Annotated in this window: 12 protein-coding genes; all 12 read right to left on the bottom strand. The window is 63.4% G+C overall.

The annotated features are described in order from the left end of the window. Positions 1 to 8: 8 nt before the first annotated feature. Positions 9 to 878 (bottom strand): outer membrane protein assembly factor BamD, encoded by an 870-nt coding sequence (locus A9K68_RS14825; RefSeq protein ID WP_023798747.1) that lies wholly within the window; start codon positions 876 to 878, stop codon positions 9 to 11. Positions 879 to 1081: 203 nt separating this feature from the next. Beyond that, positions 1082 to 2029 (bottom strand): UDP-3-O-acyl-N-acetylglucosamine deacetylase, encoded by a 948-nt coding sequence (gene lpxC / locus A9K68_RS14820; RefSeq protein WP_029351446.1) that lies wholly within the window; start codon positions 2027 to 2029, stop codon positions 1082 to 1084. 272 nt (positions 2030 to 2301) lie between these two features. Beyond that, positions 2302 to 3966: a cell division protein FtsZ gene (ftsZ, locus tag A9K68_RS14815; RefSeq protein ID WP_065010305.1), complete on the bottom strand. Its 1665-nt coding sequence runs from the start codon at positions 3964 to 3966 to the stop codon at positions 2302 to 2304. A 67-nt stretch (positions 3967 to 4033) separates the two neighbouring features. After that, on the bottom strand, positions 4034 to 5341 hold the full coding sequence (ftsA, locus tag A9K68_RS14810) for a cell division protein FtsA (RefSeq protein WP_065010306.1): 1308 nt from the start codon (positions 5339 to 5341) through the stop codon (positions 4034 to 4036). Further along, positions 5338 to 6279, bottom strand: coding sequence for a cell division protein FtsQ/DivIB (locus tag A9K68_RS14805; protein WP_065010307.1), 942 nt, complete (start codon positions 6277 to 6279; stop codon positions 5338 to 5340). The genes ftsA and A9K68_RS14805 overlap by 4 nt, the downstream gene beginning before the upstream one ends. Continuing rightward, the gene (locus A9K68_RS14800; protein WP_065010308.1) at positions 6267 to 7193 is read right to left on the bottom strand and encodes a D-alanine--D-alanine ligase; all 927 of its coding nucleotides are present in this window, start codon (positions 7191 to 7193) and stop codon (positions 6267 to 6269) included. The genes A9K68_RS14805 and A9K68_RS14800 overlap by 13 nt, the downstream gene beginning before the upstream one ends. 305 nt (positions 7194 to 7498) lie before the next feature. Continuing rightward, positions 7499 to 8464: a UDP-N-acetylmuramate dehydrogenase gene (gene murB / locus A9K68_RS14795; protein WP_065010309.1), complete on the bottom strand. Its 966-nt coding sequence runs from the start codon at positions 8462 to 8464 to the stop codon at positions 7499 to 7501. Then, positions 8461 to 9867 (bottom strand): UDP-N-acetylmuramate--L-alanine ligase, encoded by a 1407-nt coding sequence (murC, locus tag A9K68_RS14790; protein ID WP_065010310.1) that lies wholly within the window; start codon positions 9865 to 9867, stop codon positions 8461 to 8463. Before murC ends, murB begins: the two co-directional genes overlap by 4 nt. Further along, positions 9864 to 10991 (bottom strand): undecaprenyldiphospho-muramoylpentapeptide beta-N-acetylglucosaminyltransferase, encoded by a 1128-nt coding sequence (gene murG / locus A9K68_RS14785; RefSeq protein WP_065010311.1) that lies wholly within the window; start codon positions 10989 to 10991, stop codon positions 9864 to 9866. Before murG ends, murC begins: the two co-directional genes overlap by 4 nt. Position 10992: 1 nt before the next feature. Next, positions 10993 to 12144 (bottom strand): putative lipid II flippase FtsW, encoded by a 1152-nt coding sequence (gene ftsW / locus A9K68_RS14780; RefSeq protein ID WP_065010312.1) that lies wholly within the window; start codon positions 12142 to 12144, stop codon positions 10993 to 10995. Next, on the bottom strand, positions 12144 to 13547 hold the full coding sequence (murD, locus tag A9K68_RS14775; RefSeq protein ID WP_065010313.1) for a UDP-N-acetylmuramoyl-L-alanine--D-glutamate ligase: 1404 nt from the start codon (positions 13545 to 13547) through the stop codon (positions 12144 to 12146). Before murD ends, ftsW begins: the two co-directional genes overlap by 1 nt. Before the next feature lie 8 nt (positions 13548 to 13555). After that, entirely contained in the window at positions 13556 to 14638 is a 1083-nt protein-coding gene (gene mraY / locus A9K68_RS14770) for a phospho-N-acetylmuramoyl-pentapeptide-transferase (protein WP_065010314.1), read from the bottom strand. Between the last annotated feature and the right edge of the window lie 14 nt (positions 14639 to 14652).

Here is a 14652-nt window from a genome sequence, read left to right as displayed (position 1 = left end):
CGCGCCGCTCAGGCGCCGGTGATCAGCTTCCCGGCTTTGGCGATCCACGAACCCGCATTCTCGCGCGGCTCGAGCCCACCAGTCTGCAGGAGCTTGTAGGAATCCTTGTACCACACGCTGTCGGGATAGTTGGTGCCGAGCACAGCCGCGGCAGTCTGCGCTTCCGATGTCAGCCCCATCGCATAATAGGTTTCGGTAAGGCGCGCGAGCGCTTCCTCGACATGGCGCGTGTTGGAATAGGTCTCCACCACGACCCGGAACCGCTTGACGGCGGCGATGTATTCACGGCGCTCGAGATAGTAGCGGCCGATCTGCATCTCCTTGCCGGCGAGCTGGTCGTTGGCGAAGCGGATCTTTTCCTTGGCGTCGTCGACATATTCGGAATCGGGCCAGCGCGTCACCAGATCCTGCATCGTCTGCACGGTCTGACGCGCTTCCTTCTGGTCCTGGGTGACATCCCTGATTTGCCGGTAGTAGCTGAGCCCGATGATGTACTGGGCATAGGCCGCGTCGTCGGTCGACGGATAGAGCGTGAGATAGCGCTTGGCCGAACCGATCGCCTCGGTATAGTTGCCCTGGCGATAGTCGGCAAAGGCGCCCATCACCATCGATTTGCGGGCGTATTCGGAATAGGGATGCTGGCGGTCGACCGCACTGAATTTGCGGCTCGCCTCCTGCAGGCGCCCGGCATTCAGATTGGCGAGGCCCTGATTGTAGAGAACGTCGGCCGGCTCGGTCTGCTCGACATAGGTCGACAGGTCGACATCCTTCTCGGACGACATGCAGGCCGACAGGAAGAGCGATGGAACAACCACCGAAAGCGCCAGGAAAACAGCCCGATGCGGCGCTTTCGATTGACCAATTCGCTTGAAGAACATGATTGGATTCCGCCCTTTCGGCGTCATTTCAGTCGTCGGCAGCAGGCATAACCACAATCGCCGTGCCCGGCAACGCTATCTCCGGCCAATCGCACATTTTTGTGGCAGCCTGGCGCAGCCCGCACACTTGCGTGATTTCGCCGGCCAATGGTGCATTCATGCAACACAGGCCGGCGGCCATAAAACCCGAAAAACGTTAAGAATCAGATCATCCAGGGTGCGTAGACAGGTGCATAGACGGCGCTCATCTCGGCGGTACGACCGCGCTCGCGGCGTGTCGTCTCGACGATCTCGAACGCCGAACGGTCCGACAAAAGGCGGCGCAGCGCTGCCGCATTCAGCCTGTGGCCGCCGCGATAGGAGCGGAAGCAGCCAATGAACCGGGCGCCGGCCAGCGCCAGATCGCCCATGGCGTCCATCGTCTTGTGGCGCACGAACTCGTTGGGATAGCGCAGGCCTCCCATGTTGATCACGCGGTTGTCGTCGCCGATCACCAGGGAGTTTTCCAGCGAGGAGCCGAGCGCATAGCCGGCTGCCCACAGCCGCTCGACGTCCTTCATGAAACCAAAGGTGCGGGCCCGCGCGATATCGCGGCGGAAAATATCGGCATTCATGTCGGATGCGAAGAGCTGACGGCCGATCGCAGGGCTTTCGAAATCGATCTCGATTTCGAAGCGCGTGCCGTCATAGGGCCTGAACTCCGCCCAGGAGGCACCGTTCTCGATGCGAACCGGCTTGACCAACCTGATATAGCGGCGCTTGACCGGCAGCGAATCGATGCCCGCCTGGTCGATAGCCTCTACGAACGCCATGGCGCTGCCGTCAAGGATCGGAACCTCATGGCCGTCGATCTCGATGACGACATTGTCGATGCCGAGCCCGAAAAGCGTGGCCATCAGATGTTCGACGGTGGCGATGTGCTCGCCTGCCGGATCGCCGAGCATGGTGCACAGATCGGTAGCGCCGACCTCGGAAACGAGCGCACGGAACTCCCGGTCTTCGCTTCCATTCGAAAGCTGGAACACGACACCTGTATCAGCGTCTGCCGGCAGAAAATGAACGGTAACGGAATTGCCGCTGTGAACGCCGGTGCCGGTCAGCGTCGCACGCGATTTAAGTGTCGTCTGATAGTCGTGCAAAACAAACCCCATAGCCCATGCTGCCTTCGTCCGCTTCATCAGCCCGAGGGCGCGGCTCTTTGATCGGCAGGCAGGGCCACTTCCCCGAATCCCAGCAAACCGACATTGCTCGGGCGAAGATAGTTGCCCGGCAGGAAGTCTCCAAATCACGGTTTCTTACTTTGTGTAACCGCGATCCGGAGCGGGTATAGTCTCGTAACACCCTGTTTTGCAATCGCTTTTAAGATTAACAGGCAAACAACTTTTTGTCTGCCTGTTAATAACTGTTACGGACCGTTATCAGATCAATTCGCCTGGCGGCGCAGGAACGCCGGAATCTCCAGCTGGTCGTCTTCCTGGACAGCCCTGCTCTGCGGCGTCAGCCGGCCCTGGTCGTCCAACTGGCCGCGGCGTGGCGCGTAAAGCTGCGGATCCTGGCTGGCAAGGCGGCGCACTTCGGGTGCCGCCTGGCGCAGTTTCGGCTCGCGCGGCTGCGCCGGCTGCAGTCGTGCGGGCTCTTCTTCGCGGCGGGTAAGGCCGTTCGTCAGGCGCTTGAGCAGTCCCATCGGTCCGCTGTTCTCGTGGTCGGCCGGACGGCTTTTGGCTTCCACCTCGGCTTTGACCACCGGCGGAAAGTCCTCGACGCGCGGCATGCGCTGGGGCGCTGCGGCTGCCGGCTGAAGCACTTCACGCTGCGGGGCAGGCTGCATCGCCTGTTGAACCATTGGCTGCACCATCGGCTGCGGCTGGGCCGGCGGAGCCTGGAAGATCTTGCTCTGCGGACGAAAATCTTCCGCCTGGGCAGCTGGCGCGGGACGCGCCATCGCCGCGGCATTCGCCTCGGCGAGCTGGATTGCCTCTGCTACAGGATCGACGGCGCGTGGCTCGTAGCCCGCCTGCTGGACAGGCGCCGGTCGGTTTTCCGTGACCGGAGCGGCCGGGCGACTGACCGGCTTTGGCGGAGCCGTGCGGATGGCGATCGGCGCGGCGGCGATTTCGGCCGCCGATTTGTCGATGCCGGTCGCGACCACCGAGACGCGAATGACGCCTTCGAGGTCCTCGTCGAACGTCGCACCCAGAATAATGTTGGCCTCCTGGTCGACCTCCTCGCGAATGCGGGTCGCCGCTTCGTCGACTTCGAACAGGGTCAGGTCGCGGCCGCCGGTGATCGAGATCAACAGGCCCTTGGCGCCCTTCATCGAGGTCTCGTCGAGCAGCGGGTTGGCGATCGCGGCTTCGGCGGCGGCCATGGCGCGGCCCTCGCCGGAAGCTTCGCCCGTCCCCATCATCGCCTTGCCCATCTCGCGCATGACCGAGCGGACGTCGGCGAAGTCGAGGTTGATCAGCCCTTCCTTGACCATCAGGTCGGTGATGCAGGCGACGCCGGAATAGAGCACCTGGTCGGCCATGGCGAAAGCGTCGGCGAAGGTCGTCTTGTCATTGGCCAGCCGGAACAGGTTCTGGTTGGGGATGACGATGAGGGTATCGACGCATTTCTGCAATTCCTCGATGCCCAGATCCGCCGTCTTCATGCGGCGCTGGCCTTCGAAATGGAATGGCTTGGTGACGACGCCGACGGTGAGAATCCCCTTCTCACGCGCAGCACGTGCAACGACCGGCGCGGCCCCCGTGCCGGTGCCGCCGCCCATGCCGGCAGTGACGAAGCACATATGGGTGTTGGAGAGGTGGTCGACGATCTCGTCGATGCATTCCTCCGCCGCCGCGCGCCCGACTTCCGGTTGCGATCCCGCACCCAGGCCCTCGGTGACATGCGCGCCGAGTTGGATCAGGCGGTCCGACTTGGACATGGTCAGCGCCTGCGCGTCGGTATTGGCGACCACGAACTCGACGCCGCGCAAGCCAGCAGTGATCATGTTGTTGACGGCATTGCCGCCGCCGCCGCCGACACCGAACACGGTGATACGCGGCTTGAGCTCGGTGATATCCGGCTTCTGCAGATTGATGGTCATTGTCTCCGTCCTTTGCCTTTCCCGCCGCTTCGCCGCTGCGGCCGCCTATGGGGCTGTCCCCGTCAATTTAAAAACTGTCTCTCAACCACTGACTCATTCGATGCAGTTTTCCGCCCGTTCCGGTCATCCTGAGACCAGAAATTCCCTTCGCCGGATGGCTCTCGAAATTCGCCATCTGCGGGTAGATCAGAAGCCCGACCGGCGTCGAGAAAGCCGGCCCCTTGGCCGCCTCCGGCAGGCCCGCCACACCGAGCGGACGGCCGATGCGCACATTGCGTCCGAGAATGCGGCGCGCTGCCTCGGGCAGGCCGGAAAGCTGGCTGGCGCCGCCGGTCAGCACGACGCGCTTGCCGACGGCGTTGCCGTAGCCGGACCTGTTCAGCCGGTCGCGCAACAGTTCGAGCGTCTCGTCGATGCGCGCCCGGATGATGCGCGTCATCACCGAACGCGGTATCTGCAGGGGCACCTCGCCATCCTCGCCGATCGGCTGTATCGAGACCAGGTCGCGGTCGTCGGCACTGCCGGGCAGCGCCGATCCATGCATCACTTTCAGCCTCTCGGCGGCGTCGAGCGAGGTCGACAGGCCCTTGGCCATGTCCAGTGTGACGTGGTTGCCGCCAATGGCGATAGCGTCGCCATGAACGAACTTGCCTTCCGAAAACACCGAGATCGTTGTGGTGCCGCCGCCCATGTCGATGCAGGCCGCGCCCATTTCGAGTTCGTCGTCGACCAGTGCTGCAAGCCCGCTGGCATAGGGGGTCGCCACCATGCGCTCGACCGAGAGGTGCGAACGGTTGATGCAAAGCTCCAGATTGCGCAAGGGTGCCGCATCGCCCGTCAGCACATGCATGTCGACGCCGAGCTGGTCGCCGACCATGCCGCGCGGATCACGCACGCCGCGCTCGGCGTCCAGCGAAAAGCCGACGGGAAGCGAATGGATCACCTCGCGCTCGGCCCGCAGCGCCTGCTTGGCGCCGGCGGCAAGCACACGCTTGATGTCGGCCTCGTCGGCCTCATGGCCGCCGAGGTTGATGGTTGCCGAGAAGCTTTCGCTCTTCAGCCGGCCCGCCGTCATGTTCACGATCAGTGAATCGACGGTCAGCCCGGCCATGCGCTCGGCGGCATCGACGGCAAGACGGATGGCGTGCTCGGCCCTGTCGAGATCGATGACGACACCCGATTTCACGCCTTGCGATTTCTGGTGGCCGATGCCGATCACCTGGATGCGATGCGAGCGCCCGCGCAGCAGCATGCCGTCCTCGCGCGGCTTGAGCTTGGCCACCACGCAGCAGACCTTGCTCGAGCCGACATCCAGCACCGTCATGATGCCGGACCGGCGCGACGAGGCATCGCTGTTGCCGCCAAGCCAGCTCATATCTTCGTCTCCGCCTTGCGCTTCGGCATTTTCGGCTTTTCATTAAGTGCGGCCTGACGCTGCGTTGCCGCCTCGGGCGTCAACTGGACGACGAGGCGATCGGAAAGGCGCATGTCGACGGCGGCGATATCGCGCGTCAGCAGCCCGTTCTCTCGGTCCATCCTGACCAGATCGGCGATCGCCTGGTCCTCGCCATCCTGGGGAAGCTTGACCGTGATGCCGTTTTCCAGCTTCAGGTCCCAACGCCGTTCGCCGATGCGGATATAGCCCTTGATCCGTGCGGCAAGCTCTGGATATTTCTTGATCCTGGCCAGGAAATCCGGCGCCTTGGCCGGCGCGCCGGTGCCCACAATCAGCGGCAGCAGCGACTGCTTGCCGCCGGAGAATGGCGCGATCACGGCGCCGGACCGCTCGATGACGGAAAGCTCGTTGCCCTGCTGCCAGAGCGCAAAAGGCTCACGCTCCTCGATGCGCACCTCCAGCGTGTGCGGATAGACCTTGCGCACCGCCGCAACCTCGACCCAGGGCAGCGTGGCTATGCGGCCCCGCGCGGCTTCGGCATCGAAGCCGATCAGCGACGTCCAGCCATCGAGCTGCATCCTGTCGAGAATGTCGATCTCGGAGGTTGCGCGGTTGCCGACGACCTTGATCTGGTCGACGGCAAAGCCGGTGCGGGCAGTGATGCCCTGGACGACACCGTCGACATGTCCGCCGAGATAGGCGCCATAGGCACTGCCCGATACGATCAGCGCCGCCGACAGCACGGCTGCGGAAAACGGCGGCACCTCGAAGTCGCCCTCGCCCAGGCGCGCCAGCACGCGCGCCGGCCGGCGAAGCAGACGCGGCAGCACAAAATGGTCGAACGACAACGGCACACCGAACAGCGTCGGCCCGGCCGCGCCCTTCCCCTTGCCCTGTCCCCACTTCAACGCAGACACGAAGCGTCCTCCACCATCCAACTCAACAAATCGCCGAACGAGTGTCCCGCCTGCGCGGCGATTTCAGGCACCAAGGATGTCGGCGTCATGCCCGGCTGAGTGTTGATCTCGAGCCAGACAATTTCACCGTTCTCGGAGTGTCGATCATCATAACGGAAGTCCGACCGGGAAACGCCCCGGCAGCCGATAGCTTGGTGAGCCTTGAGCGTCAGTGTCTGTATTTTTTGGTAAATATTCGGTGAAATTTTTGCAGGGCATTCGTGTTTTGATCCGCCCGCGACGTATTTTGAATCATAGTCGTAGAAGGAATGGCCGGTCGGTATGATCTCGCAAACCCCGAGAGCCACGTCGCCCATTACCGCGCAGGTCAATTCCCGCCCGTGCACATAGCGCTCCACCATGACGGTATCGCCATACTTCCAGTCGGACGAACCGATGACCTGCGGCGGATGCGACTGACCTTCGTGCACGATGACGACGCCGAAGCTCGATCCCTCATTGACCGGTTTGACGACATAGGGCGGCTTCATCGGGTGCTTGTTCTGGATGGCGAAGCGATTAACCACCTTCGATTCGGCAACCGGGATGCCGACGGACTTGGCGATCTTCTTGGCTTGTTCCTTGTTCATGGCAAGCGCCGAGCCGAGCACGCCGGAATGTGTGTAGGGGATGGCAAGATATTCCAGGATGCCCTGGATGGTGCCGTCCTCGCCGAAAGGGCCATGCAGCGCATTGAAGGCAACATCAGGCTTGAGCTCAGCCAGCACCGATCCGACATCGCGAGAGACGTCGACGCGAGTGACCTGGTAGCCTTCCCTCTCGAGCGCGTCAGCACAGGCTTTCCCCGAAGACAAAGACACGGGCCGCTCGGACGAGAATCCACCCAGAAGGACGGCCACGTGCTTGCTTTTCATTTCCCGTCATTCCCTGTCACGGCGGGCCCTCTTACGGTGGTCTGCATCTCACATGCCCCCCCCCAAAAGGGCCACACACTCAAACGCTCGGAGCAGTCCCTGCCCCCATGATTTCCGCAACATCGAGTCCCCGAGCCTCCCGGCAGGTTGCCCTGACGAAAAAAACGCTGGTGACGCGTCGAAACGACTCAAATCAGGAAACGCTTCAGGGCAGAGAATCAGAGAGTTGAATCGCTGGCAAGTCCTTACGATTCCGAGAGATTCACTTTCCGCAAAAAGGGCAGCGAAAACTGTGTTGTGAGTCCTTAGAGCAACTGTCCGAGGAATTCCTGGACCTCATGCCCCGGCCGAAAATTACCGATGCGCTTGATTTCCCAATGCAGCCGGATGCCCGACCGTTCGAGCACGCGCGTGCGCACGGTCTCTCCGAGATATTCGAGATCGTAGCCGGTCGCGGTTCCCGTGTTGATCATGAAGTTGCAATGCATCGGCGACATCTGCGCGCCGCCGATCATCAGCCCCCGACAGCCCGCCCTGTCGATCTCCTTCCAGGCCGAGGTGCCCTCCGGATTCTTGAAGGTCGAGCCGCCGGTCTTTTCGCGGATCGGCTGCACGGTCTCGCGATGGTGCTGGACGGCGTCCATTGCCGCCTTGATAGCGGCCTTGTCTGCCAAGACCCCTTCAAACACAGCTGATGTGAAGATCAGCCCGGCAGGGGCTGCCGAATGGCGATAGGCGTAGCCCATATCGGCGTTGCTCAGCATATGCAGGTCGCCCTTGCGATCGAGCGCCCGCACCTCGACGACGCGCTCGCGCGTCTCGACGCCATTGGCGCCGGCGTTCATCCTCAGCGCACCGCCGACGGCACCCGGAATGCCGTGGTAAAATTCAAAGCCGCCTATACCAGCCTGATAGGCGACAGCGGCAAGGCGCTTGTCGGGCGTGGCGGCGCCCGCCTTGATCGTGGTCGGCGCAATCACTTCGGTTTCGCCAAAGCCCTTGGCCGAAAGCCGGATGACGAAGCCAGTAATGCCACCGTCGCGGACAAGCAAATTCGAGCCGATGCCGACGATGCTCAGCGGTATCTCCTCGGGTACCGCCCTCAGGAACGCGGCGAGGTCGTCCTCGTCGGCCGGCTGGAACAGTGCGTCGGCCAGCCCGCCGGCGCGGAACCAGGTGATCTTGTCCATCTCGGCATTGGGCGTAATGCGGCCGCGCAGGCCGTCAAGCCGGCCGCCGAGCTTGTCGATCAATGCCTGGCCACGCATCATGAGGCGGTACCGCCGAGTTCCCTGGGCAGCGCGTAAGCCCATTGCGTGATGTTGCCGGCGCCGAGGAAGACGATGAAATCGCCTGGTTTCGCCAGGTCGCGGATAACCGGCGCAATCGCCGCGGGGCCTTCGATGTAGCGCGCGTCGCGATGGCCGCCGGAGCGGATGCGCGACACCAATGCCTCGGACGTCACCCCGTCGATCGGCTCTTCGCCTGCCGCATAGATCGGCGCCACCATCACCGTGTCGGCGTCGTTGAAGCAGACGGAAAACTCGCCGAACAGATCATGCAGCCGGGTGAAGCGGTGCGGCTGGGCAATGGCGATTACGCGGCCCTTGGTGGCGTCGCGCGCCGCCCTCAGCACCGCCGCGATCTCGACCGGATGGTGGCCGTAATCGTCGAACACATCGACGCCGTTCCACGAACCGGTACGGGTAAAGCGCCGCTTGACGCCGGCGAAGGACGACAGGCCCTTCCTGATCGCCTCGGCCGAAAGGCCGAGCTCATGCGCGACGGCGATCGCCGCCGTCGCATTGGCGACATTGTGACGGCCGGGCATCGGCAGGCGCAGGCCTGATATCGTCGACTGGCCGCGGGTCTTGCGGTCGCGGATCACCACGTCGAATTCCGAGGTCGGGCCGTCCATGCGGTGATTGGTGAAACGCACATCGGCCTGCGCGTTCTCGCCATAGGTGATGACGCGACGGTCCTCGATGCGGCTGACCAGTGCCTGCACTTCCGGATGGTCGGTGCACATGACGCCGAAGCCGTAGAACGGCACGTTCTCGACGAACTGGCGAAAGGCCTCGCGCACCTTGTCGAAGGAGCCGTAATGATCGAGATGCTCGGGATCGATGTTGGTGACGACGGCAATCTCGGCCGGCAGCTTCAGGAAGGTGCCGTCGCTCTCATCGGCTTCGACCACCATCCATTCGCCGTCGCCCATCCGGGCGTTGGTGCCGTAGGCATTGATGATGCCGCCATTGATCACGGTCGGATCGAGCCCGCCGGCTTCGAGCAGCGTCGCCACCATCGAGGTCGTCGTCGTCTTGCCATGCGTGCCGCCGATGGCCACCGCCTGCCGGAAGCGCATCAGTTCGGCCAGCATCTCGGCACGGCGGACAACGGGAAGCAGTTTCTCGCGCGCCGCCTTCAGCTCCGGATTGGATTTCTTGATCGCCGTCGAGACGACAACCACTTCGGCTTCGCCGACATTATCGGCGTGATGACCGACAAAGCACTCGATGCCCTTGTCGCGCAGCCGCTGCACATTGGCGCTGTCGGCCTGGTCGGATCCTTGCACCTTATAGCCGAGATTGTGCAGCACCTCGGCGATGCCGCTCATGCCGATACCGCCGATGCCGATGAAATGCACGAGGCCTATCGTCTGCGGCATCTTCATGCGTGCGTCTCCTTCCTGAATGCCGATACGCTTTTCTTCGACGCAATAGCCTCTGTCAGATCGGCGAGCAACCGTGCCGCGTCCGGTTTTCCGGCCGATTTCGCCGCCGCTGCCATTGTGGTCAGCCGCTCCGTATCGTCCATCAACGCGCCGACGAGCGCAGCGATGCGCTCGGGCGAGAGCGAGGATTGCGGATGCACTTCGGCGCCATCTGCCGCTGCTAATGCCGCAGCATTGGCTGCCTGGTCGTGGTCGAGCGCGTGCGGATAGGGCACCAGCAGCGCTGGCCGGCCAATCACCGCGATTTCCGATACGGTCGATGCGCCGGACCGCGACATCACAAGATGCGCTGCAGCCATGCGCGCCGCCATGTCGGTGAAGAAGGGCGATACCTCAGCCTCGACGCCAAGGGCGGCATAGGCCGCCTTCACCCGCTCGACATCGTCGGCACGCGCCTGCTGGGTGATCACCAGCCGCTTGCGTTGCGCGTCGGAAAGCTTTCCAATCGCAGCCGGCATTGCGTCGGAAAAGAACTGTGCGCCCTGGCTGCCGCCAAACACCAGGAAGCGGAACGGCTGCTTCCCGGTCGACGCCGCATAGGGCATCTTTGCCGCCTCAAGCACTTGCGGCCTGACCGGGTTACCTGTCGTCACTGTCTTGGCGCCTGCAGCGCTCGAATCTTCCGGCAAGAACCCGCCAGCGATGGCATCAACGCGGCCGGAGAGCGCCCGGTTGGCACGCCCCATCACCGCGTTCTGCTCGTGGATCATCGTCGGCACTTTGCGCCGCGTCGCCGCATAGAGCGGCGGCAGCGTCGGATAGCCGCCGAAACCGACCACGACGGCTGGCTTGATCCGGCCGATCACGGCGGATGCCTGCCGCACGCCACCCCAGATTTTCCAGAAGGCGGCAAGCAAGGCAAAAGGATTTTTCGAACTCATCGTCGCCGACTGGATCGGATGGATGCCTGCGGCCGGAAACTGACCGGCAAAACGCTCGGCACGAGCATCGGTGGCGAGATGCACCGTCCAGCCGCGCCTGATCAGCTCATGCGCCAGCGCCTCGGCCGGGAAGAGATGCCCGCCCGTGCCGCCGGCGGCCAGAAGGATCGAGCCCTTCGACATTTCACTCCGCCGGCATGGCGCGCTGCGACGGTACGAAGCCCAACTGCTTGCGCTTTTCCGGCCGCTTGCGGGTCAGCGCCAGCACCATGCCCATCGAGATTGCGATGGCGATCTGCGAGGAGCCACCATAGGAGATGAACGGCAAGGTCATGCCCTTGGCAGGCATCAGCTGCAGATTGACGGCCATGTTGATGACAGACTGCAGACCGAAAACGGTGACCAGGCCGCCAACCGCATAGCGGGTGAAATCGTCCTGTTCCTTGAGCGCGGTGCTGAGGCCGCGCAGCACGATGAAGGCGAAGATGGTCATGATGAAGAAGCACATGATCAGTCCGAACTCCTCGCCGGCCACCGAGAAGACGAAATCGGCATGGCTGTCGGGTATGACCCGCTTGACGGTGCCCTCGCCCGGCCCGACGCCGAACCAGCCGCCATTGATCAGCGCATCGCGGCCCATGTCGACCTGGAACGTATCGCCCTCGCCGGTCATGAAGCGATCGATGCGGCCGGCGACATGCGGGAACACCGTATAGGCGGCAAACACGCCGCCGATGCCGGCAGCGCCCAGCGCGATGATCCACAGCCATGGCAGTCCGGCCATGAAGAACATCACCCCCCAGGTGCCGAGCACCAGCATTGTCTGGCCGAAATCAGGCTGCGCCACCAGCAGCGAAATGACGAGGGCCAGCAGCAGCATGGCGAACAGATTGCCTGGAATGTCGGGCTGGCGCTTGTGTTCGGCAAACAGCCAGGCGCAGATGACGACGAACGCCGGCTTCAGGAATTCCGACGGCTGGATCGACACGCCGGCGAGCGACACCCAGCGCCGCGCGCCCTTCACCTCGACGCCGATGTAGAGTACCGCCACCATCAGCACCAGCATGACGCACAGCATCGCCAGGGCCATGCGTCTGATCTGCCGCGATTCCAGGAAGGAGACGGCCAGCATCACGCCAAGTGCGGGAATGGTGAAGATGATCTGCCGTGTGGCGAAGTGGAAACTGTCCAGACCGATGCGCTGGGCCACCGCCGGGCTTGCCGCGAAAGACAGTACGATGCCGAGTCCCATCAGCGACAGGAACGCAGCCAGGAACCAGCGATCGACCGTCCACCACCAGGTGGCGACCGGGCTTTTGTCGAGACGGCTTTGCATTATCGTGCCCCTCCGATGAGCTTCACGCCATCAATAGTGCTCGCAGCTTGCCTGAAGGCTTCGCCGCGCACTTCGAAATTCTTGAACTGGTCGAAACTGGCGCAGGCCGGCGAAAGCAGCACCACCACCTCGCCGTTGTCATCATCCTTGGCCGCGTCGCTTGCGGCATGCTCGACTGCTGCGGCCAGCGTGCCGGAGATCTCGTAAGGCACCGCCTCGCCGAGCGTCGCCGAGAAGGCTGGTGCGGCCTCACCGATCAGATAGGCCTTGGCGACGCGCGGAAAGAGGCCGCGCAACGGCTCGATGCCACCCTCTTTCGGCAACCCGCCGGCAATCCAGTAGATGCGCGGAAAGCTGGACAATGCGGGCGCTGCCGCATCGGCATTGGTCGCCTTGGAATCGTTGATGAACAGCACATGGCCCTTGCGGCCGACCTGCTCCATACGGTGCGCCAGCCCGGGAAAGCTCTCCAGTCCCGACTGGATCTCGCCCAGCTCGAGCCCGACCTTGAGGCAGGCGGCGATAGCGGCCAATGCATTCTGCGCATTGTGCTGGCCGCGCAGCGAGCCGATGCCTTCGAGAAAGGCAACGCGGCTGTAACGGCCATGCACCGCCTCCATCAGATCGGTGCCGTCGGCGAAATAGCCGTCGGTCAGTGGCAGGCGCTTGGAAATACGGATGACGTGCCGGCCTGCCCGCTCCAGCCGGTCGGCGAGCTGGGCGCACCAGGAATCGTCGATACCGACGATTGCCGTTTCGCTGCCGGCCGCCAGCCGTTCCTTGATCGCGGCGTAGTGCTGCATCGTGCCATGACGGTCGAGATGATCCGGCGTCAGATTGAGCAGGACGCCGGCGGTCGGATCGATCGAGGGCGCCAGGTCAATCTGGTAGGAGGAGCATTCCACGACATAATGCCGCCCAGGCTCCGGTGGATCGAGCGTCATCACCGCGCGGCCGATATTGCCGCCCATCTGCGTGTCGCGTCCGGCCGATTTCAGGATATGCGCTGTCAGCGCCGTCGTCGTCGATTTGCCGTTGGTGCCGGTAATAGCGATGAAGGGCGCTGCCGGCGCCAGCAACGTCCGCTGCCGGCAGAAGAGCTCGATGTCGCCAATGATCTCGACGCCTGAAGCGCGCGCCAGTTCCACTGTCCAGTGCGGCTTCGGATGCGTCAGCGGCACGCCGGGCGACAGCACGAAGGCCGAGAACTTCGCCCAGTCGGCGGCGCGCATATCGCCGGTCGCGATCCCGACGGCCGCGGCATTGGCGACACTGCCGGGATTGTCGTCCCAGGCGAGCACGTCCGCCCCGCCCTCGATCAGCGCGCGCGCCGTGGCGATCCCCGAGCCGCCGAGCCCGAAGAGCGAAACGCGCTTACCTGCGAAGGATGTGGCGGGGATCAAGCGGCCTCCTACCGGAGCTTCAGGGTCGACAGGCCGACCAGCGCCAGGATGACGGCGATGATCCAGAAGCGGATCACCACCTGACTTTCGGTCCAGCCGAGCTTTTCGAAATGATGGTGGATCGGCGCCATCAGGAACACCCGCTTGCCGGTCATCTTGAAGTAGCCGACCTGGATGATGACCGACAGGATCTCGACGACGAACAGGCCGCCAACGATGACCAGCACGATCTCGTGCTTGGTGGCAACTGCGACCGTGCCGATCAGGCCGCCCAGGGCCAGCGAGCCGGTATCGCCCATGAAGATCGCCGCCGGCGGTGCGTTGAACCACAGGAAGCCGAGGCCGGCGCCGATCACTGCGCCGAGGACCACCGCCAATTCACCGGTACCAGGAACGAAATGGATCTGCAGATATTCGGCGAACACCGCATTGCCGGAGAGATAGGCGATGACGCCGAAGGACGCCGCTGCGATCATGATCGGCACGATCGCCAGCCCGTCGAGGCCATCGGTCAGGTTCACCGCATTGCCGGCGCCGACGATGACGAAGCACGAGAACGGGATGAAGAACCAGCCGAGATTGATGAGAAATTCCTTGGCGAAGGGGAAAGTCAGCGACGACGAGAACGGCGCCTGGCCATTGTGCATGATCACCCAGGCGGCGATGCCGGCGATGGCGAATTCAAGCCCCAGCCGCGCCTTGCCGGAAAACCCAAGATGCGATTGCTTCGTCACCTTGAGATAATCGTCGTAGAACCCGATCGAGCCGAAACCCAGGGTCACCAGCAGCACCACCCAGACATAGATGCTGGACAGGTTCGCCCACAAAAGCGACGAGCCGATGATGCCGCACAGGATCATCAGCCCGCCCATGGTCGGAGTGCCGGCCTTCTTGAAATGCGTCTGCGGCCCATCGGCGCGGATCGGCTGGCCCTTGCCCTGCCGCAGCCTCAGCGAATTGATGATAGCCGGCCCGAAGATGAAGACGATCAGCGCCGCGGTGATCAGCGCGCCGCCGGTACGGAAGGTTATGTAGCGAAAGACGTTGAAGACCGAGATCTTGTCCGCGAATTCGACGAGCAGTGTGAACATGCGATTCGGTCCCC

This window comes from Mesorhizobium sp. AA22 (genome assembly GCF_001672375.2).
Classification (GTDB): Bacteria; Pseudomonadota; Alphaproteobacteria; order Rhizobiales; family Rhizobiaceae; genus Mesorhizobium; species Mesorhizobium wenxiniae.
The sequence above is the reverse complement of the archived record's forward strand: the minus strand, read 5'-3'. Positions and strand labels throughout refer to the sequence as shown.